The organism is Pseudomonas sp. AC532, from assembly GCF_979258965.1.
The window spans coordinates 4010737-4029733 of record NZ_OZ409888.1 but is presented as its reverse complement, the minus strand read 5'-3'; the positions used below and the strand labels follow the sequence as shown (position 1 = coordinate 4029733).

Genomic DNA, 18997 nt, shown 5'->3' with positions numbered 1-18997 from the left:
TTAATTCAAGCTGAAGCCTCGAATTGTCCGGGCCAGATATCGGCCCGCGCCAGCTGTACCAAGGCCTCGCGCACCTCCCCGGCAGTGTTACAGGATATTGGAAAAGCCAGCCAGTGCAGGCGTTGCCCGACCCGCAGGTGAAAACCTTCACCGTCGATGCCGACCATCTGCGCGGTCTCCTCGCCAGGCAGGCCGCTCAACGCCAGGTAGTGCGCGATGGCGTCGGCATGGTCGCTGTTCATGTGTTCGAGCATACGCCGTTCGATAGCCCCGGCGAACGGATTGGCCAGTGCCACGTCATCGAGCCAGTGAATCGCCCCGAATCCGCCGATGAATCGCCAACGCACCGGTTCAAGGCGCCAAAAATCGAAGTCGTGGGCGTCATGGTAGCCGCGCGACTCGGGGAAGTATCGGTAATAGCGCTCGGCAGCCGCCTCGATTTCGGCCGCCTCGGCCAGCATCCTTGCCTCGGCCAGCAGCGTCAGCCGCCCCACCGCCTGCACGTCGTCGGCGCCGCGTTCGGCGACCAGCAGCGAACATTTGCCATCGGCCTTGAGGTTGTGGGTGTGCTGCGCAATACGGCTGATCAGGATCAGCGGCCAGCCTTGGGCGTCCAGGCAGTAGGGCACCACCGAACCGAAGGGAAATCCGGGCATGGCCCTGGACTGAGTGGACAGCGCGCCACGGTACTCCCTGAGCAGAAGCTCCCGGGCCTGGCGCTTGGCTTGCACACTCATATCACGACTCCTGATGGACGCAGACAAGTGCCTAGGATAATCGCTACAGTCCTCTTACGGCATCCCGCCATGTGAGTCGAAGGGGATTGGCATGCAACTCGAAGACAAGGTCATCATCATCACCGGCGGCGGCCAGGGGCTCGGCCGGGCCATGGCCGAGTACCTCGCGGAGAAACGCGTGCGCCTGGCACTGGTCGATCTCAATCAGGACAAGCTCGACGACACCGCCGCCGCTTGCCGGGCCCTAGGCGTGCAGGCGCGCACCTACCTGTGCAACGTGGCCAGCGAAGAGCAGGTGACCCAGACCATTGCGCAGATCGCCGAGGATTTCGGCTCGATCAATGGCCTGATCAACAATGCCGGGATCCTGCGCGACGGTTTGACCATCAAGGTCAAGGACGGCGAGATGAGCAAGATGAGCCTGGCCCAGTGGCAGTCGGTGATCGACGTGAACCTGACCGGCGTGTTCCTGTGCACCCGTGAGGTGGCGGCGAAAATGATCGAGCTGCAGAACGAAGGGGCAATCATCAATATTTCCTCGGTTTCGCGTGCCGGCAACATAGGCCAGGCCAACTACTCGGCCGCCAAGGCCGGGGTGGCCGCCGACACCGTGGTCTGGGCGCGCGAACTGGCGCGCTACGGCATTCGGGTGGCCGGCGTGGCGCCGGGCTTCATCGAAACCGACATGGTCGCCAGCATGAAGCCCGAGGCTCTGGAGCGCATGACCGCGGTGATTCCGCTCAAGCGCCTCGGCAAACCGCGGGAAATCGCCCATTCGGTCGCCTACCTGCTGGAAAACGATTACTTCACCGGGCGCATTCTCGAGCTCGACGGTGGCGTGCGTCTGTAGCAGACGGCGCCCATGAAAAAGCCCCGCATCAGGCGACGCATCAGGCGGGGCTTTTTCATGGGGCATGCGTACCGGCGTTACCAGCCCACACCGAAGCCCAGGGTGTAGCGGGTTTCGTCCTTGTCCCCTTCAGAGCCGCTGACCTGATCCTTGGAGGCCTTCATGTTCAGCGACGCCCAATCGGTGACCTTGTAACGCAGGCCCACTTCGGCATCCAGCGCGTAATCGGCGGCGTTGCCCAGGGGCTTGCCGACTTCGCCGGTGCTGAACAGCTCGAAGGTTTTGCCGACCAGATAGCGGTTGTAATCCCAGCGCATGCTGATGGCGTAGAAGTTGTCCTTCTCGCCATTGGCATACTCGTAATCGGAGCGGTTCAGCAGGCTGGCCACGGAGAATGCACCCAGCTCGTTGTCCCAGAACTGGTAACCCGGGCCGGTACCGAGCGTGCGCTGGCGCTCCAGGTCTTCGATCTTGTCGCGCTTGTATTCCAGGCGGCCCTGCCAGAACCACTGCTCGTCCAGAAAGCGGTCCAGGGCGTATTCGGTACCCCAGTTGTCGGTGCTGACCACGTCGTTCCTGAGTTCGCGGTTGTAGTCCACCGTCGCGTTGTGACGCCATTTGCCATGCCGCGCCTGGGTCTTCATGTCGATGTCGTAGTCATCGGTGTCGCTTTCGGCGCGCTTGTAGTCCATCGCCACGTCGACGTTGCCCTTCCACATGAAGTCTTCGACGAAGGGCTTGGGCTTCATGATCTGCTTGATGCTCGCCAGCTCCACGGTCTTCGGCGCATTCCCGTTGGCCAGGGTGACCTTGCCGGCGTCGGCTGCCTGCAGGGACTTGGCGCGTTCCCCGCTGATGTCGTTTTCCTTGACCAGCAGCTCCTGCGTGCTGTCGAGGGTGGCGATCTTCTTCCAGTCCAGCGGAATGGAACCGCCATACTCGGTTTCCAGCAACAGCTTGCCGCCGTCGAGGACCTTGATGGTTCCGGTCAGGCGATCACCGTTCTTCATCCACACGGTATCGGCCAGCAGCGGCGTAGCGGCCGCACTGAGGCTCAGGCACAACAGGGTTCGAGTAAACATAAGCGGGCGCTACAGCTCCGGTTCGCGGTAAAAATCGGGCATTATCCGCATACCCGTCAATTGAGCAAGAAATGACCGACGGAATTCATGTGAGTTCAGGAATGGCAGGCGAAAAAGCCTGTTTGCGCCGAACGTACCTGCCACAGGAGCCTGCCATGCCCTTGCGACATCCGGATGACAGCGCACCACTGGCCGAGGCCGCGCAGCAGGCGCGCCGCGAGGCCCTGTACCTGGTGCTCGCCCAGGTACCGGCCGGCAAGGTGGCCACCTACGGCCAGTTGGCAGCACTCGCCGGCCTTGGCCGCGCTGCCCGCTGGGTGGGCCGCACGCTGAGCCAGCTGCCGGACGGCAGCACGTTGCCCTGGCACCGGGTGGTCGCTGCAGGCGGTCGTCTGAGCCTGGCGGCCGATGCACCAAGCGGCGTTGAACAACGTGCCCGATTGCGCGTCGAAGGGGTGCTATCCCACAATGGCCGGGTGGATATCCGGCGGCATGGCTGGCGCCCACAGGAACCCGAGGCCTGATACCTCGAGGTGACCATGGCGTGGCTGGCTTGCACGACCTGACCCAAGCCCCTAGAGTGCGCCATTTGCTCATGTTCCCTCCCTCCAGGCCGAACCCGTTCAATGCATCGTAAAAGCTGGCGCGACGCGATCGCCGCCTATTCCAGTCCATCGACACTGGTTCTCCTGCTGCTCGGGTTTGCCGCCGGCCTGCCTTACATGCTGGTGTTCTCGACCCTGTCCGTGTGGCTGCGCGAGGCCGGCGTGGCGCGGGAAACCATCGGGTTCGCCAGCCTCATCGGCCTGGCGTACGCGTTCAAGTGGGTGTGGTCGCCGCTGCTCGACCAGTGGCGCCTGCCACTGCTTGGCAAGCTCGGCCGGCGCCGCTCGTGGCTGGTGCTGTCACAAATCCTGATCGCCATCGGCCTGGGCGGCATGGCGCTGTGCGACCCCCATACCCACCTGACCTGGCTGATCGCCCTGGCGGTGCTGGTGGCCTTTGCCTCGGCGACCCAGGACATCGCCGTCGATGCCTATCGCCTGGAGATCGTCGACGACACCCGCCAGGCTGCGCTGGCCGCCAGTTACATGGCCGGTTACCGGGTCGCCGCACTGCTGGCCACCGCTGGCGCGCTCTACGTCGCCGAAGGACTGGGCTCGACCACCCTGCTCTACCAGCACGCCGCCTGGGCCGGCACCTACCTGCTGTTCGCGCTGCTGATGCTGCCGGGCCTGCTCACCAGCCTGTGGATGAAAGAGCCCGACGTGTCGCTGAAAACCCAGCTGGCAGCCGCCAAATACGGTTTCAGCCACCAGATCGCCTCGGTGCTGGTGCTGATCGTCCTGCTGGTCTCGGTGCCGGCCATGTTCACCCAGCTGTACAACACCGACTTTCCCAGCCTGATCACCGGCGAAGCCACCCTGTGGGACCTGCTGCTCGAGGATCGAGCCTTCCTGCGCGCCATTCTCTACACCATCCTCACCTGCCTGTGCCTGTCCACCTTTGGTCGCCGCGGCCTGGCGCCGGTGCTGACGCCGGTCAACGACTTCATCCTGCGTTATCGCTGGCAGGCCCTGCTGCTGCTTGGGCTGATCGCCACCTACCGCATGTCCGACACGGTGATGGGCGTGATGGCCAACGTCTTCTACATCGACCAGGGCTTCACCAAAGACCAGATCGCCAGCGTCAGCAAGCTGTTCGGGCTGGCCATGACCCTGATCGGCGCGGGCGCCGGTGGCCTGCTGATCGTGCGTTTCGGCATCATGCCGATCCTGTTCATCGGTGGCGTGGCCTCGGCGGCCACCAACCTGCTGTTCCTGATGCTGGCCGGCATGGGCACAGACCTGCAGATGCTGATCTTCACCATCTCCGCCGACAATTTCAGCTCCGGCATGGCCACCGCTGCGTTCGTCGCCTACCTGTCGAGCCTGACCAACCTGAAGTTCTCGGCGACCCAGTACGCCCTGCTCAGCTCGATCATGCTGCTGCTGCCGCGCCTGATGGGCGGTTACTCCGGCGTGCTGGTGGAGAAGTATGGCTACGCCGACTTCTTCCTGATCACTGCGCTGATGGGCATCCCGACCCTGATCCTGATCCTGGTGCAATGGCACCGCCATGGCGGCCGGCCGATGGCACAGAGCAGCATGCCGGACACCCCGCAGGACTGACCCACGGACACTAAAAAGCCGACAGATGTCGGCTCTTTAGTGTCCGTATGGAAGCGCCGGTCAGTATTCCTTGCCTGGCTGTACGACCTGGATCATGCGCGGTGCGTGCGCAAGTTCGACATCCCCGGCACGCAGCCGATCACGCACATTTTCATTGAGCATGAAGATCACCGGCCAGTAGTCGCCGGCCGAGGTCCACATGCGCAGCGACAGAATGATCGAGGTCTCGCCCAGGCTCGAAACCACCACCACTGGCGCCGGATCCTGGTGCACGCGCTCGTCCCTGGACAGTTCCAGCAACACCTCGCGGGCCTTCGCCAGATCGGCCTCGTAATCCACCTTCACGTCATACAGCACCTGGCGGGTGGCCTGCCGCGAGTGGTTGGTGATGATGCCGTTGGACAGGGTGCCGTTGGGCACGATCACCACTTTGTTATCGCCGGTGCGCAGCACGGTATGGAAGATCTGGATGTAGTCGACCGAACCGGAAATGCCCTGGGCTTCGATGAAATCGCCAGCCTTGAACGGCCGAAACAACATGATCAGCACCCCGCCGGCGAAATTCGCCAGGCTTCCCTGCAGCGCCAGGCCGATGGCCAGGCCGGCCGCACCGATCACCGCGATGAACGAGGTGGTCTCGACGCCGATCATCGACGCCACGCTGATGATCAGCAGCACCTTCAGGACGATGCTCGCCAGGCTGCCGATGAAACTGCTCAGGGCGCGATCGACCTTGCGGCCATCCATCAGCGCGCTGACCCTGTTGGTCACCTTGCTGATCAGCCACCAGCCGATCAGCAGCGTGAAGATGGCCAGGGTCAGCTTGCCGCTGTACTGCAGCAATACCGGGATCCAGGCCTGCGACATGACGACCAACTGGTCGACGCTCATATCCATCTGGCACTCCTTCTAGCAACGATAGAAACGCCACGGCAGGCCGTGGCGTTCGTAGGGGCAGTCAAAGGTGCGACTGCCGCGGTTTTGCCGGGGTTCCACAAACCCCGGCGCATCAATCGCGGAAGTTGTTGAACTGCAGCGGCATGCCGAATTCCTTGCCGCGCAGCGAAGCGATGCATTCCTGCAGGTCATCGCGCTTCTTGCCGGTCACCCGCACCTGCTCGCCCTGAATGGCGGCCTGCACCTTGAGTTTGGCGTCCTTGATGTGGGCGACGATCTTCTTGGCCAGCTCCTTGTCGATGCCTTCGCGGAACTCCAGTTCCTGCTTGACCACCTTGCCGGAGGCGTAGGCATCCTTGGTTTCCATGCACTGGCTGTCGATCTTGCGCTTGATCAGGCAGGCGCGAATGATCTCGAGCATCTGCTCGAGCATGAAGTCTGCCTCGGCTGTCAGGGTCACGGCCTTGTCCTTGGTCTCGAAGCTGCACTTGCCGCGCAGGTCGAAACGCCGCTCAAGTTCCTTGGCCGCATTGTCCAGGGCGTTGGTGAGTTCGTGTTTATCCAGTTCCGACACCACGTCGAACGAGGGCATGCAATTGCTCCTGTAAAAAAGCGCGATTCTAATGGGATCCGATTCCCGATCAACTGCGCATGGATCTGCGCCACCGCCCGAAAGCGGTCGCCGTGACAGGCCTTGAAGCCTTGCTGAGTTCCAGTTCGCGAGATCGTGAATAAGTTGCCCGCAAATCGCGCGGATGGCTTGACGATAGAATTGGCGCGATCATTATATCCGCTCTCTGATACAGACCGTTCGGCGTTGTATTGGTTACTCCCCTTCCTCGATCCGTTTTCTTGCTTGCGAGTGCCATAAATGCCCAACCCCCATCTCAGTATTCTGGTGGTGGACGACGCCAAGTTCTCCAGCGCCATGATTGGCCGTGCGCTGAGCCAGGCTGGTTATCAGGACGTACGCTTCGCCAGCAGCGCGGCCGAAGCCATCAGTAACCTCGAACAACGTCCTGCCAGCGTGCTGCTGGCCGACTGGCTGATGCCGGAAATGGATGGCCTGGAGCTGACCGGCCGGGTGCGCCAGCTCGATGAGTCGGCCGAGCACTACACCTATATCATCCTGCTCACCGGCAAGGAGGGCGAGAACGTCCTCAACGAGGCCTTTGATCGCGGCGTCGATGACTTCATCAGCAAATCGTCGATGAACGAACAATTGCTGCCACGGGTGTTCGCCGCCGACCGCCTGTGCAATACCCTGCAGCGGCTGCTGCAGGAAAAGACCCTGCTGATACAGAACATCGCCAGCCTGGAGGAACGCAACCTCGTCGACCCGCTGACCGGGCTGGGCAATGAGCGCTACCTCAAGCAGAAACTCGCCGACAGCCTGCGCCAGGTGGAATCGCGCGGCGGCGCCCTGTGCTACCTGCTGCTTGGCCTGCAGGGCGTTGACGAGTTGACCAGCCGCCACGGCGCGGCGTTCTACACCGAGCTGCTGCGTAGCGTGGCGCGGCGCCTGCAACAATTGGTGCGCCCGCTGGACGTGCTGGTGAGCCTCGACGACCGCCACTTCGCGCTGATCACCCTGCTCGACGACCTGCATGAGTGCTCACCGAGCAGCTTCAAGCGCCTGCATGAAGGGCTCAACCTCAAGGCCTTCAAGACCAGTGAAGGCTTCATTTCGCTGAAAGCCGGCATTGCCGTGGTGGGGCTGGACAGCAAGGCCCTGCCGCTGGAGCAGCAGCAACTGCTCGACCTGGCCACCCGCCTGCTGCCCGAAGCCCATGCCAGCGGCCGGGTGACTGCCATGCGCCTGCCGCGCCCGTGAGCTGGCACGTACTTGGCGCAGGCAGCATGGGCAGCCTGTGGGCGGCCCGCCTGTTTCGCGCCGGTGTATCGGTGCAGTTGATCCTGCGTGATGAACAGCGCCTGGCTTCCTACCGCCAGGCCGGGGCGCTGACCCTGGTCGAGAACGGCCGGGCCAACCGCTACCCGATCCAGGCACACAGCCTCGCCGATGACACGCCCATTCAGCGGCTGCTGCTGGCCTGCAAGGCTTATGACGCCGCCAGCGCCGTCGAAGGCGTCGCTCATCGCCTGGTCCCGGGCGCCGAGGTGATCCAGATGCAGAATGGGCTCGGCAGCCAGGACCAGGTGGTCGAGCGCCTGCCGGGCCGCCGCTGCCTGTTCGCCTCCAGCACCGAAGGCGCCTTCCGCGACGGCGACTGGCGCGTGGTGTTCGCCGGCCAGGGTCACACCTGGCTCGGCGATCCGCTCGATGCCACACCACCGAGCTGGCTGAGCGATTTGCAGCAGAGCGCCATTGCCCATACCTGGAGCCCGGACATCGTGTCCCGGCTGTGGCGCAAGCTGGCGCTCAATTGCGCGATCAATCCGCTGACCGTGCTGCATGGCTGCCGCAACGGCGAACTGACGGCGCACCGCAGTGAGGTCGATGACCTGTGTGCTGAGCTGACGGTGCTACTGCGCGGTTGCGCTCAGGTGGCGGCCGCCGACGATCTCCAGACCACGGTCTGGCGGGTGATCGATGCCACGGCGGCCAACTACTCCTCCATGTACCAGGATGTCGCCCAGGGGCGTCGCACCGAGGTCGCCTACCTGCTCGGTTACGCCTGCACAGCCGGCAGCCGTGCCGGGCTGCAGTTGCCTCGCCTGCAGACCGTTCACCAGCGCCTGCTAGCCCACCTGGATGCCCGCGGATTGCCGCGCCACTGATCGACACGCTGGGCTGCCAACGCTTGCGCCGGGGGGTAAACAGGCCCTAACCTGCCCGCTCGCCTGCCACCACGATACAGCCCCATGCGCCTGCGCCACCGCCTCAAGAACCTGCCCGTTGGCCGTAAGCTGCTCGCCGCCCTGCTGGTGCTCCTGACTGCCGTGCTGGTAGTGGCCAACATGACGTTCATCAGCGCCGCCTACTGGATATCTCAGGAAAGCGTCGCCCCACAGGCGCTGCAGACCCTCAGCCGGCTGATCGCCAGCCCGCCCCTGAGCCGTGAGGCGCTGAGCTCGCCCGCAGCGGCCAACGACCTGCTCAGGCGCCTGGACGGCTACGCGCCGTTGCGCGCAGCGGTGATCTACGACGCCAATGGCGACAGCCTGGCGCAACTGCAGCGCGGTGAAAAACTGCAGTTGCCCACGCGGGTCGACGAGCTGGATAGCTGGCGCCTCGGTGAGTTTCGTGCCAACCAACTGGTCGAGCTGCCCCAGGCCGATGCTCCCCCGGGTTACCTGCTGCTGGTCGCCTCTAGCGAACTGCCTGGCGCGTTCTACACCGGCACGGTCACCGCCAGTCTGGTGATCCTTGGCTTCAGCCTGGTGCTGTGGCTGCTGGTGGCGCGGCAGATTCGCCGGCTGGTCACCAGCCCGATCAAACGCCTGGAAGAACTGACCCGCCAGGTGACCCGCGAGGAGAACTATTCGCTGCGCGCCCGGCGTGGCAATCAGGACGAGATCGGCAGCCTGGCCGAGGCCTTCAATACCATGCTGACGCGCATCGAGGCCCGCGAGCAGCAGCTCAAGCGCGCCCGTGACGATTCCGAGGAAGCCTACAATCAGGCCCAGGGCCTGGCCGAGGAAACCCGCCTGTCGAACCGCAAGCTGGAGCTCGAAGTGCAGGTGCGCAGCAAGATCGAGAAAAAGCTCACCGGTTTCCAGAACTACCTCAACAGCATCATCGACTCCATGCCCTCGGCCCTCATCGCCCTCGACGAACAGCTCTACGTGGCGCAGTGGAACAAGGAAGCCAGCGCACTTTCCGGCACCTCCCTGGACGAGGCGGTGAACCAGCCGGTGTTTCTCGCCTTCCCGCCGCTCAAGCCTTACCTCTCCAAGCTCAAGCGCACCGCCGAGCAGCACCGGGTCGAGAAGATCGAACGGGTTACCTGGATTCGCGACGACGAGCCGCACCACTACGCGCTGACCTTCTACCCGTTGATCGGCAGCATAGGCCGTGGTGTGGTAATCCGCATCGACGACATCACTCAGCGCCTGAACCTTGAAGAAATGATGGTGCAGTCGGAGAAAATGCTTTCCGTGGGCGGCCTGGCTGCGGGCATGGCCCACGAGATCAACAACCCGCTGGGCGCCATCCTGCACAACGTGCAGAACATCCGTCGGCGGCTGTCGCCCGAACTGCCACGCAACCAGGAACAGGCCGAAGTGGCTGGCGTCAGCCTGCCGGCCATCGACCAGTACCTGACCGCGCGGGAAATCCCCATGCTGCTCGACGGCATCCAGCAGGCAGGTACCCGCGCCTCGAAGATCGTCACCCACATGCTCAGTTTCAGCCGGCTCAGCAACCGGCAACTGTCGCCATGCCAGTTGCCGGCGCTGATCGACCAGGCGGTGGAGATCGCCAGCAACGACTTCGACCTGACCGAAAGCTTCGACTTCAAGAGCCTGCTCATCCAGCGCGAATTCGATCCGCAGCTCGGGCCGATTCCGGGCATCGCCAACGAACTCGAGCAAGTGCTGCTCAACCTGCTGAAGAATGCCGCCCAGGCCATTCACCTGCGCGATGACGACAGCGTTGCCGGCAAGATCATCCTGCGCACACGCCTGGCGCCGCCCTGGGCCGAGGTGCAGGTGGAAGACAACGGTGTGGGCATCCCGGAGTCGGTGCGCAAGCGCATCTTCGAGCCCTTCTTCACCACCAAGGAGGTCGGCCAGGGCACCGGCCTCGGCCTGTCCGTGTCGTACTTCATCGTCACCAACAACCACAAGGGCCAGATGGAAGTGCATTCGCGCACCGGCCAGGGCACCTGCTTCACCTTGCGCCTGCCCATCGGTATCAGCAACTGAACCAGCGTCTCGGAGACCTCATGGGCTATCGACTGTCGAAAATCTACACACGCACCGGCGATGCCGGGCAAACCGGCCTGGCCGACGGCCGCCGCGTGGCCAAAGACCACCCGCGCATCGAGGCCATCGGCGAGGTGGACACGTTGAACAGCCAGTTGGGCCTGCTGCTCGCCGACCTGCTCGAACAGCAGGCAAGCCACCCGGCGCTTGCCGAACTGATCGAGGTGCTCGCACCCTGCCAGCATCGCCTGTTCGACCTCGGCGGCGAGCTGGCGATGCCGGATTATCAGGCTCTGCAGGCCGTCGAAATCGAACGCCTGGAAGCCGCCATCGATCGCTGGAACGAGGAAGTCGGCCCGCTGACCAACTTCATCCTGCCTGGCGGCTCCCGGCTGATCGCCCAGGCCCACCTGTGCCGCAGCAGTGCGCGCACGGCCGAACGGCGCTGCGGCCAGTTGCATGCCAGCGAGCCGCTGCGTGGCGAGCTACTGGCGTACATCAACCGCCTGTCCGACCTGCTGTTTGTGGCGGCGCGGCTGATCGCCAGGCGCCAGGGCATCGACGAAGTGCTCTGGCAGGCAGCCGCTAAAGGCTGAGGCTGCTCGCGAACCGGCGAAGCTCACCGTTCAGAGGGTCGACGAAAGACAGCCCGCGGGCCAACAATTTCAGCGGCCGGCTGTAATCGTCGGGCTCGCCCTCGGCGCAGCTCACTTCAGGGTAGAACGGGTCATTGAGGATCGCCGCGCCGAGCGCGGCCATGTGCACGCGCAGCTGGTGCTTCTTGCCGGTGACCGGCTCGAGGCCATATAGCCAGCAGTCCGCTCGCCGTTCGATGACCTCAATACGTGTTCTGGTGTTGGCCTCGCCCGGCGCCTCACGCATGCGAAAGAACGGCTCGCCCGCCTCGAAGCGCGTCTCGCGCAGCAACGGAAACTGCAAATCAGGCAACGGCGCTGCCAACGCCTCGTAGCGCTTGTCGATGGCGCGCTCGCGAAACAGTGCCTGGTAGCGCCCGCGGCTCTGCGAGTTGGTGGAGAACAGCACCAGCCCGGCGGTGTGCCGGTCGATGCGGTGCAATGGCACCAGGTCAGGGTTGCCCGTGCGCCTGACGAGGCGCGCCAACAGCGTCTGTTCGACGTAGGCACCCGCTGGCATCACCGACAGGAAATGCGGTTTGTCTGCCACCAGCAGGTGCTCGTCGAGGTGCACAATGGCCTCGTCGAAGGGGATCGGCGGCTCGGCCTGCACCTCGCGAAAATAATGCACGCGCAGGCCGACCCGATAGGGATGGTTGGCGGCAATCGGCGCCCCCTGTGCATCCAGCACGCGCCCACGCGCCATCCGCTCCTGCCAGGTCTCGCGGGAAATCGCCGGGAAGTGCGCACACAGACAGTCGAGCACCGTCGCCCACGTACCTGCCGGCAGGTGCAGGGTACTGGGTTTCATGAGGGTGGCAGGTGAATCAGTCGCGGCCATGCGGGGCTCCGGCACGGTGGTCAAGGGGCGATCAGGTACAGGCAGATCGACAGCGTTACCAGCGACCCCAGGGTCGACAGCAGAATGGTGCCCGATACCTGGGCGCCATCGCGCCGGTAGAACTCGGCCAGCATGAACGGCCCGGTGCCGGTCGGCAATGCGCTGAGCAGCAGCGCGGCATGCGCCCACATCGTCGGCAGGCGGAACACATGAACGGCCAGCAGCCAGGTAAGCAGCGGATGGCCGATCAGTTTAATCAGCACCAGGCCGCTACCCCATTGCCGCGGCCCGGTCTGCCTGTGTGCCAGAAACAGGCCCAGGGCGATCAACGCACAGGGTCCGGTGGCCGCGGCGAGCAGCTTGAGAAACTGGTGCAGCGGCGCAGGCAGGGGCTGCGCCGTAGCGGCCCATAGTGCGCCGAGCAGCGGTGCCATGACGATGGGGTTCTTCAGCAAGGCGACGAGCACCTTGCCGATAGCCCGCAGAACGCTCTTCTCGTTCTGCAGGCCGACCTCGATACACACTACCGCGAGCGCAAACAACACACAGATGACGATAAGGCAGGCGATCAGTGCCGGCTCCATGCCGGCGTCGCCGAATACCAGCAGGCACAACGGGATGCCCATGTAGCCAGTATTGGCGTAGGAGGCGCTGAGCCCCTGCACGCTGGCGTCGGCCAGGCTGCCCGTGCTGCGCAGGCGCCACAACAGCACCGTGGCAAAGATACCCAGGGTGGCGATGCCGTAGGCGAGGATGAAGCCCGGCTGCCAGATCTGCTCCCAAACCGCCGTGGCCATGGCTTCGAAGAGCAGGGCTGGCAGGCACAGCCAGACCACCATGCGGTTGATCTCGGACGCCGCGCTGGCGCCCAGCAAGCCCAATCGTCGGCAAGCGAAACCGGCGAGTATCAGCGCGAAAATCGGCAGGATGACGTTGAAAACCGTGGCCATGGGCCGAAGGACTCTTACCTGAAAAGACCACGCAGGGTAGGTGCTGGCGCCGCTCGGGACAAGCGGCGGCGGCCTACTGTTCGGGCCAGAACGCGCGAATCCCGGCCACCCCCTGAGCGCCGGCTTGCCTGGCCTGCTCCGTGTGCTGCGGGCCGACGCCGCCCAGCAGGTAGCAGGGCTGGTTGAACCCCTGCAACAGCGTGCTGGCCTGCTCCCAGCCCAGCGGCGACGCATTGGGGTGGGTCTGGGTGGCCTGCAGCGGCGACAGAGTGACGAAATCGGCGCCAATCTGGGTGGCCAGCTGCAACTCTTCAGCGCTATGGCACGAGGCGGCCAGCCAGCGGTCCGCAGCCAGCGGACGGCCCTTGGCAGCGTACTTGCGCAGCTGTTCGGCGGTCAGGTGCCAACCCGCAGCGGGGAAGTCGCCAAGCCACTCCAGCGGTCCCTTGAGCATCAGCTGCGCCTTGCCGGCACACAGCCCCTGGATGTCCACTGCCAGGTCACGGTACTGGGCATCGAACATCGCCGGTGCGCGCAGCTGGATGAGGCGCACGCCCCGACCGATCGCCGCACGGATACCGGCCAGCAACGGTGGGCCGTCAAGGTCGTCCGGAGTTATCAGATAGTGATCGGGCAGCCGCGCCGCCGCGATGATCGGCCGGTTGGCTGCCGGAAACTCGTAGTCGCCCAGCTGCCGCGTACTTACCCAGGCCAGCGGCTGGCCTTCGGCGCCGTGTGGCTCGCCGATGAAGCGGCTGACCTCCCAGACGTCGAGCAACACCTGCTTGTCAGGGTAGTCGTGGCGCACCTGGATTAGCGGGCGGGCGCTGTCGAGACGAATGGCCAACTCTTCGTGCAGCTCGCGCGACAATGCGGCCAGCACTGCTTCGCCCTCCTCGACCTTGCCACCCGGGAACTCCCAGAGCCCGCCCTGATGCTTGTCATCGGGCCGCCTGGCAATGAGGATGCGACCGTCCTCACCGCGAATCACCGCCGCTGCTACATGCACGCGTTTCACAGGTTTACTCCTTCAAGGCTGCCTGCAGCCAGCGCTGGAACGCCGGCCACTGAAAAATGGTCTCCACGTAAGCCGCTGCCGCCTCCGGAAGCGCCACGCCATAGCTGCGCAGGCGGCTGGCCACCGGCGCGAAATAGGCATCGGCAATGCTCAACTGGCCAAACAGGTAAGGCCCGCCCTGACCAAACTGCGCGCGGCAATCGGCCCACAGGGCGATGATGCGCTGGATATCGTTCTGCACGTCGGCGGCGATGCTGGCCAGCGGCGCATTGCGCTGCATGTCCATCGGCATGTGACTGCGCAGCGCGCCGAAGCCACTGTGCATTTCGGCACAGGCCGAGCGCGCCATTGCGCGAGCCGCGACGTCACGCGGCCACATGCCGGCCTCGGGGAAACGCTCCGCCAGGTACTCGGCGATGGCCAGGGAATCCCAGATCACCCCGGCATCGTCGGTCTTCAGCACCGGCACCTTGGCGGTCGGTGAATGTGCCAGCAGGCGGGCGTGGGTATCGGCCCGAAACAGCGGCACCAGGATTTCCCGATAGGGCGCGCCGCTGAGCTCGGCGAGCAACCAGCCGCGCAGCGACCAGGACGAGTAGTTCTTGTTGCCTATCAGCAATTCCAGCGGCATGTGCGTCTCCAGCGGTGGGAAGGAACAGAACGACAGCTTCACCGTTGGCACCCGTGAAGGCAAATTCCGCTCGCTCATGGGGCCATGCGCGGGCGGAATAGAGGTGCGGCGATCCGCAGCGGGGATCGCGCGAAGAGTACGATCAGGTGCGGTATTCGGCGTTGATCTTCACATACTCGTGGGACAGGTCGGTGGTCCAGATGGTCTCGCTGCAGGTACCGCGGCCCAGCTCGATGCGGATGGTGATCTCCGCTTCGGCCATCACCGCCGAGCCCTGCTCTTCGGTGTAGCTCGCCGCGCGGCAGCCCTTGCTGGCGATGCACACGTCACCGAGGAACACGTCGATCTTGCTGACGTCCAGCTGTGCCACGCCGGCACGGCCGACGGCCGCGAGGATGCGCCCCCAGTTGGGGTCGGAGGCGAACAGCGCAGTCTTGATCAGCGGCGAATGGGCGACGGCATAACCGACGTCCAGGCACTCCTGGTGCGTCGCACCACCGTTGACCTGCACGGTGACGAACTTGGTCGCGCCTTCGCCATCACGGACGATGGCCTGGGCAACCTCCATGCACACCTCGAATACCGCCTGCTTGAGCGCCGCGAACAGCGCGCCGCTGGCCTGGGTGATTTCCGGCAGCGCCGCCTGGCCGGTGGCGATCAGCATGCAGCAGTCGTTGGTGGAGGTGTCGCCATCGATGGTGATGCGGTTGAACGACTTGTTCGCCGCGTCGCGCAGCAGGTCCTGCAGCACGCCCTGCGCGACCTTGGCATCGGTGGCGATGTAGCCGAGCATGGTGGCCATGTTCGGCTTGATCATGCCGGCGCCCTTGCTGATGCCGGTCACGGTGACCGTCACGCCTTCATGACTGAACTGGCGGCTGGCACCCTTGGGCAAGGTGTCGGTGGTCATGATCCCGGTGGCGGCATCAGCCCAGTTGTCCACGGACAGGTTGTCCAGCGCGGCCTGCAGTGCCCCTTCGATCTTTTCCACCGGCAGTGGCTCACCGATCACGCCGGTGGAGAACGGCAGCACTTCGCTTTCTTCCACGCCAGCCAGGCTGGCCAGGCTGGCGCAGGCGCGCATGGCATTGTGCAGCCCTGCCTCACCCGTGCCGGCGTTGGCGTTGCCGGTGTTGGTCAGCAGGTAGCGGACACTACCGGAGGCGCGCTTCTTGGCCAGAATCACTGGTGCTGCGCAGAACGCGTTGAGGGTGAACACGCCGGCCACGCTGCTGCCTTCGGCGCAGCGCATCACCACCACATCCTTGCGCCCCGGGCGCTTGATGCCGGCTGAGGCAATGCCCAGTTCGAAACCTGGAACCGGGTGCAGGGTAGACAGCGGGCCAAGACCAACAGCCATGGGAAAGCTCCTCGAGGTAGGGGTGATTGCGCAGCGTGTTTGATGCGAAAACGCCGCGAAAGGAAGATCCTTCGCGGCGCTTGGACGTTCAAGGTCTAGCTGGAACTAGCTGAGCTGACCGTGGCAGTGCTTGTACTTCTTGCCGGACCCGCACGGGCACAGCTCGTTGCGGCCGATCTTCTGTTCGGCACGTACCGGTGCGGCCGCGACGGCGACGTCACCTTCCTGGCCTTCGGCCTCAGGCTCCTGCAGCGCGGACACTTCGTCGTGCTGGAACTGCATGCGCTGGGCCAATGCTTCGGCATCGCGACGCAGACGGGCTTCTTCTTCGGCCGGATCTTCGCGGCGTACCTGAACGTGCGACAGCACGCGGATGGCATCGCGCTTGATCGAGTCCAGCAGTTCCTGGAACAGGGTGAACGACTCGCGCTTGTACTCCTGCTTCGGGTTCTTCTGGGCGTAGCCGCGCAGGTGGATGCCGTGACGCAGGTGATCCATGGTCGACAGGTGGTCTTTCCACAGGTCGTCGAGCACGCGCAGCAGGATCTGCTTCTCGAAGGTACGCAGGGCCTCGGCGCTGGCCTGGGTTTCCTTCTCGTTGTAGGCGTCGACCAGCTCCTTGAGGACGCGCTCGCGCAGGGTGTCCTCGTACAGCTTGTCATCGTCGTCGAGCCACTGCTGGATTGGCAGGCGCAGGTTGAACCCGGCGTAGATCGCCTCTTCCAGGCCGGCGATGTCCCACTGCTCGGGCAGCGACTGCGGCGGCATGTGCGCGTTGATGATGTTGTCCAGCACTTCCTTGCGGAAGTCCTCGATGGTCTCGCCAACGTTGTCGGCGGTCAGCAAGGTGTTGCGCATGTGATAGATCACCTTGCGCTGCTCGTTGGCCACGTCGTCGAATTCGAGCAGTTGCTTGCGCATGTCGAAGTTGCGGCCTTCGACCTTGCGCTGCGCCTTCTCGATGGCGTTGGTCACCATGCGGTGTTCGATGGCCTCGCCGGGCTGCATGCCCAGCGCCTTCATGAAATTCTTCACGCGGTCGGAGGCGAAGATGCGCATCAGGCTGTCTTCCAGCGACAGGTAGAAGCGGCTGGAGCCGGCGTCACCCTGGCGACCTGCACGGCCACGCAGCTGGTTGTCGATACGACGCGACTCGTGACGCTCGGAGGCGATCACATGCAGACCGCCGGATTCGAGCACCTGCTGGTGGCGCTTCTGCCAGTCGGCCTTGATCTGAGCGATCTGCTCGTCGGTAGGGTTCTCCAGCGCCGCGACTTCCACTTCCCAGTTGCCGCCCAGCAGGATGTCGGTACCACGACCGGCCATGTTGGTGGCGATGGTCAGCGCGCCCGGGCGACCGGCCTGCGCGATGATCTCGGCTTCCTTCTCGTGGAACTTGGCGTTGAGCACCTTGTGCTCGATGCCTTCCTGTTCCAGCAGGCGCGCCATGTACTCGGACGTCTCGATGGTCGCGGTACCGACCAGCACCGGCCGGCCCTGGGCCTGGCATTCCCTGATGTCGTTGATGATCGCCGCGTACTTCTCTTCCTGGGTCAGGTAGACCAGGTCATTGAAGTCCTTGCGCGAAACCGGCTTGTTGGTCGGGATGACCATCACGTCCAGGCCATAGATCTGGTGGAACTCGAACGCCTCGGTGTCAGCGGTACCGGTCATGCCGGACAGCTTGTTGTAGAGGCGGAAGTAGTTCTGGAAGGTGGTCGAGGCCAGGGTCTGGCTCTCCGCCTGGATGTTCACGCCTTCCTTCGCTTCGATGGCCTGGTGCAGGCCTTCTGACAGGCGACGGCCCTGCATGGTACGGCCGGTGTGCTCGTCGATCAGGATGACCTGACCGTTCTGAACGATGTACTCGACGTTGCGCTGGAACAGCGTGTGCGCACGCAGGCCGGCATACACGTGGGTCAGCAGCCCGAGGTTATGCGCCGAGTAGAGGCTTTCGCCTTCAGCCAGCAGCCCGCTCTGGGTGAGCATGTCCTCGATGAACTGGTGGCCTTCCTCGTTGAGTTCGACCTGACGGCTCTTCTCGTCGACCTTGTAGTGGCCTTCCTGGGTGACCACGCCTTCCTCTTCCTCGATGTGCTGCTTGAGGCGAGGAATCAGCTTGTTGATCTCGGTGTACATCTTCGAGCTGTCTTCGGCCTGGCCGGAGATGATCAGCGGGGTACGGGCTTCGTCAATGAGGATCGAGTCGACTTCGTCGATCACGGCGAAATTCAGCTCGCGCTGGAATTTCTCTTCCACACTGAACGCCATGTTGTCGCGCAGGTAGTCGAAGCCGAACTCGTTGTTGGTGCCGTAGGTGATATCCGCCGCATAGGCGGCGCGCTTCTCGTCCGGCGGCATGAACGGGGTGACGATGCCGACCGACATGCCGAGAAATTCATACAGGGGACGCATCCAGTTGGCGTCACGGCGGGCCAGGTAGTCGTTGACCGTGACCACGTGCACGCCCTTGCCTTCCAGCGCGTTGAGGTAAACGGCCAGGGTGCCCACCAGGGTCTTGCCCTCACCGGTGCGCATCTCGGCGATCTTGCCTTCATGCAGGGTCATGCCGCCGATCAACTGGACGTCGAAGTGACGCATGCCCATCACGCGCTTGCCGGCCTCGCGGGCCACGGCGAAGGCTTCGGGCAGCAATTGGTCCAGGGTTTCGCCTTTGGCCAGGCGGGCCTTGAATTCTTCGGTCTTGGCGCGCAGTTGCTCATCGGAGAGCGCGAGCATCTGCTCCTCGAATGCGTTGACGGCCTGAACCGCCTTGAGCATGCGTTTGACCTCACGCTCGTTCTTGCTTCCAAAGAGTTTTTTCAACAAAGGCGCAAACATATCGACAGGATCTTCCACGCTATGGATGGAGGGCGGCCCCGTGAGTCGCCCATGCAGCCCTCATGGCTGCGTGCGAAGGGGGCATTCTACCCGGAAAAGGACTTGAGGAAAGCGGCGTGATTGGCACAGGGCCATCGACCGATGCCGGGGCGGG

General features: G+C 64.1%; 17 protein-coding genes. 7 read left to right on the top strand and 10 right to left on the bottom strand.

What is annotated here, in order from left to right; all coding sequences use genetic code 11:
* Positions 1-5: 5 nt before the first annotated feature.
* Positions 6-737 carry a HugZ family pyridoxamine 5'-phosphate oxidase gene (locus ACZ0AV_RS18730; RefSeq protein ID WP_499152423.1) on the bottom strand — a complete coding sequence of 244 codons (732 nt, stop codon included), beginning with the start codon at positions 735-737 and terminating at the stop codon, positions 6-8.
* 91 nt (positions 738-828) lie between these two features.
* Here ACZ0AV_RS18730 and ACZ0AV_RS18725 point away from each other — a divergent pair, with 91 nt between their 5' ends.
* A complete protein-coding gene (locus ACZ0AV_RS18725; RefSeq protein ID WP_499152422.1) occupies positions 829-1587 on the top strand; it encodes an SDR family oxidoreductase in 759 nt (252 codons plus the stop codon).
* Between the two features lie 77 nt (positions 1588-1664).
* Here the strand turns inward: ACZ0AV_RS18725 and ACZ0AV_RS18720 are convergent, their stop codons facing one another.
* Positions 1665-2669, bottom strand: coding sequence for a DUF481 domain-containing protein (locus ACZ0AV_RS18720; protein ID WP_499152421.1), 1005 nt, complete (start codon positions 2667-2669; stop codon positions 1665-1667).
* A gap of 155 nt (positions 2670-2824) precedes the next feature.
* On the opposite strand from ACZ0AV_RS18720, the gene ACZ0AV_RS18715 reads away from it, so the two are divergent.
* Both ACZ0AV_RS18715 and ACZ0AV_RS18710 read left to right on the top strand, forming a co-directional pair.
* On the top strand, positions 2825-3193 hold the full coding sequence (locus ACZ0AV_RS18715) for an MGMT family protein (protein WP_499152420.1): 369 nt from the start codon (positions 2825-2827) through the stop codon (positions 3191-3193).
* A gap of 102 nt (positions 3194-3295) precedes the next feature.
* The gene (locus tag ACZ0AV_RS18710; RefSeq protein WP_499152419.1) at positions 3296-4840 is read left to right on the top strand and encodes an AmpG family muropeptide MFS transporter; all 1545 of its coding nucleotides are present in this window, start codon (positions 3296-3298) and stop codon (positions 4838-4840) included.
* A gap of 60 nt (positions 4841-4900) precedes the next feature.
* Here the strand turns inward: ACZ0AV_RS18710 and ACZ0AV_RS18705 are convergent, their stop codons facing one another.
* Together ACZ0AV_RS18705 and ACZ0AV_RS18700 are read right to left on the bottom strand one after the other, a co-directional pair.
* Complete coding sequence (locus tag ACZ0AV_RS18705) at positions 4901-5737, bottom strand: mechanosensitive ion channel family protein (protein WP_499152418.1); 837 nt, start codon at positions 5735-5737, stop codon at positions 4901-4903.
* Positions 5738-5849: 112 nt separating this feature from the next.
* On the bottom strand, positions 5850-6329 hold the full coding sequence (locus tag ACZ0AV_RS18700) for a YajQ family cyclic di-GMP-binding protein (RefSeq protein ID WP_499152417.1): 480 nt from the start codon (positions 6327-6329) through the stop codon (positions 5850-5852).
* A 279-nt stretch (positions 6330-6608) separates the two neighbouring features.
* Here ACZ0AV_RS18700 and ACZ0AV_RS18695 point away from each other — a divergent pair, with 279 nt between their 5' ends.
* The 4 genes from ACZ0AV_RS18695 to ACZ0AV_RS18680 all read left to right on the top strand — a co-directional run bounded on the left by ACZ0AV_RS18695 (position 6609) and on the right by ACZ0AV_RS18680 (position 11163).
* Positions 6609-7571 carry a GGDEF domain-containing response regulator gene (locus ACZ0AV_RS18695; RefSeq protein WP_499152416.1) on the top strand — a complete coding sequence of 321 codons (963 nt, stop codon included), beginning with the start codon at positions 6609-6611 and terminating at the stop codon, positions 7569-7571.
* On the top strand, positions 7568-8479 hold the full coding sequence (locus ACZ0AV_RS18690) for a putative 2-dehydropantoate 2-reductase (RefSeq protein WP_499152415.1): 912 nt from the start codon (positions 7568-7570) through the stop codon (positions 8477-8479). Before ACZ0AV_RS18695 ends, ACZ0AV_RS18690 begins: the two co-directional genes overlap by 4 nt.
* 84 nt (positions 8480-8563) lie before the next feature.
* Positions 8564-10567, top strand: a complete 2004-nt coding sequence (locus ACZ0AV_RS18685) for an ATP-binding protein (protein WP_499152414.1) — start codon at positions 8564-8566, stop codon at positions 10565-10567.
* Between the two features lie 20 nt (positions 10568-10587).
* Positions 10588-11163: a cob(I)yrinic acid a,c-diamide adenosyltransferase gene (locus tag ACZ0AV_RS18680; RefSeq protein ID WP_499152413.1), complete on the top strand. Its 576-nt coding sequence runs from the start codon at positions 10588-10590 to the stop codon at positions 11161-11163.
* On the opposite strand, the gene ACZ0AV_RS18675 is transcribed toward ACZ0AV_RS18680, so the two are convergent.
* From ACZ0AV_RS18675 to secA, 6 genes are all read right to left on the bottom strand, one after another.
* On the bottom strand, positions 11153-12043 hold the full coding sequence (locus ACZ0AV_RS18675; RefSeq protein ID WP_499152412.1) for an RluA family pseudouridine synthase: 891 nt from the start codon (positions 12041-12043) through the stop codon (positions 11153-11155). The genes ACZ0AV_RS18680 and ACZ0AV_RS18675 overlap by 11 nt on opposite strands.
* Positions 12044-12063: 20 nt before the next feature.
* Positions 12064-12993, bottom strand: a complete 930-nt coding sequence (locus tag ACZ0AV_RS18670; RefSeq protein ID WP_499152411.1) for an AEC family transporter — start codon at positions 12991-12993, stop codon at positions 12064-12066.
* 73 nt (positions 12994-13066) lie between these two features.
* Complete coding sequence (locus ACZ0AV_RS18665; protein WP_499152410.1) at positions 13067-14011, bottom strand: Nudix family hydrolase; 945 nt, start codon at positions 14009-14011, stop codon at positions 13067-13069.
* Between the two features lie 4 nt (positions 14012-14015).
* Entirely contained in the window at positions 14016-14642 is a 627-nt protein-coding gene (locus ACZ0AV_RS18660; RefSeq protein ID WP_499152409.1) for a glutathione S-transferase family protein, read from the bottom strand.
* A 142-nt stretch (positions 14643-14784) separates the two neighbouring features.
* Complete coding sequence (gene argJ / locus ACZ0AV_RS18655; RefSeq protein WP_499152408.1) at positions 14785-16002, bottom strand: bifunctional glutamate N-acetyltransferase/amino-acid acetyltransferase ArgJ; 1218 nt, start codon at positions 16000-16002, stop codon at positions 14785-14787.
* A 105-nt stretch (positions 16003-16107) separates the two neighbouring features.
* On the bottom strand, positions 16108-18843 hold the full coding sequence (secA, locus tag ACZ0AV_RS18650) for a preprotein translocase subunit SecA (RefSeq protein WP_499152407.1): 2736 nt from the start codon (positions 18841-18843) through the stop codon (positions 16108-16110).
* Positions 18844-18997 lie beyond the last annotated feature (154 nt).

Bases quoted from the DNA above. Each gene is read 5' to 3' on its own strand.
- ACZ0AV_RS18730 (WP_499152423.1), bottom strand. From the start codon at position 737: ATGAGTGTGCAAGCCAAGCGCCAGGCCCGGGAGCTTCTGCTCAGGGAG.
- ACZ0AV_RS18725 (WP_499152422.1), top strand. From the start codon at position 829: ATGCAACTCGAAGACAAGGTCATCATCATCACCGGCGGCGGCCAGGGG.
- ACZ0AV_RS18720 (WP_499152421.1), bottom strand. From the start codon at position 2,669: ATGTTTACTCGAACCCTGTTGTGCCTGAGCCTCAGTGCGGCCGCTACG.
- ACZ0AV_RS18715 (WP_499152420.1), top strand. From the start codon at position 2,825: ATGCCCTTGCGACATCCGGATGACAGCGCACCACTGGCCGAGGCCGCG.
- ACZ0AV_RS18710 (WP_499152419.1), top strand. From the start codon at position 3,296: ATGCATCGTAAAAGCTGGCGCGACGCGATCGCCGCCTATTCCAGTCCA.
- ACZ0AV_RS18705 (WP_499152418.1), bottom strand. From the start codon at position 5,737: ATGGATATGAGCGTCGACCAGTTGGTCGTCATGTCGCAGGCCTGGATC.
- ACZ0AV_RS18700 (WP_499152417.1), bottom strand. From the start codon at position 6,329: ATGCCCTCGTTCGACGTGGTGTCGGAACTGGATAAACACGAACTCACC.
- ACZ0AV_RS18695 (WP_499152416.1), top strand. From the start codon at position 6,609: ATGCCCAACCCCCATCTCAGTATTCTGGTGGTGGACGACGCCAAGTTC.
- ACZ0AV_RS18685 (WP_499152414.1), top strand. From the start codon at position 8,564: ATGCGCCTGCGCCACCGCCTCAAGAACCTGCCCGTTGGCCGTAAGCTG.
- ACZ0AV_RS18680 (WP_499152413.1), top strand. From the start codon at position 10,588: ATGGGCTATCGACTGTCGAAAATCTACACACGCACCGGCGATGCCGGG.
- ACZ0AV_RS18675 (WP_499152412.1), bottom strand. From the start codon at position 12,043: ATGGCCGCGACTGATTCACCTGCCACCCTCATGAAACCCAGTACCCTG.
- ACZ0AV_RS18670 (WP_499152411.1), bottom strand. From the start codon at position 12,993: ATGGCCACGGTTTTCAACGTCATCCTGCCGATTTTCGCGCTGATACTC.
- ACZ0AV_RS18660 (WP_499152409.1), bottom strand. From the start codon at position 14,642: ATGCCGCTGGAATTGCTGATAGGCAACAAGAACTACTCGTCCTGGTCG.
- argJ (WP_499152408.1), bottom strand. From the start codon at position 16,002: ATGGCTGTTGGTCTTGGCCCGCTGTCTACCCTGCACCCGGTTCCAGGT.
- secA (WP_499152407.1), bottom strand. From the start codon at position 18,843: ATGTTTGCGCCTTTGTTGAAAAAACTCTTTGGAAGCAAGAACGAGCGT.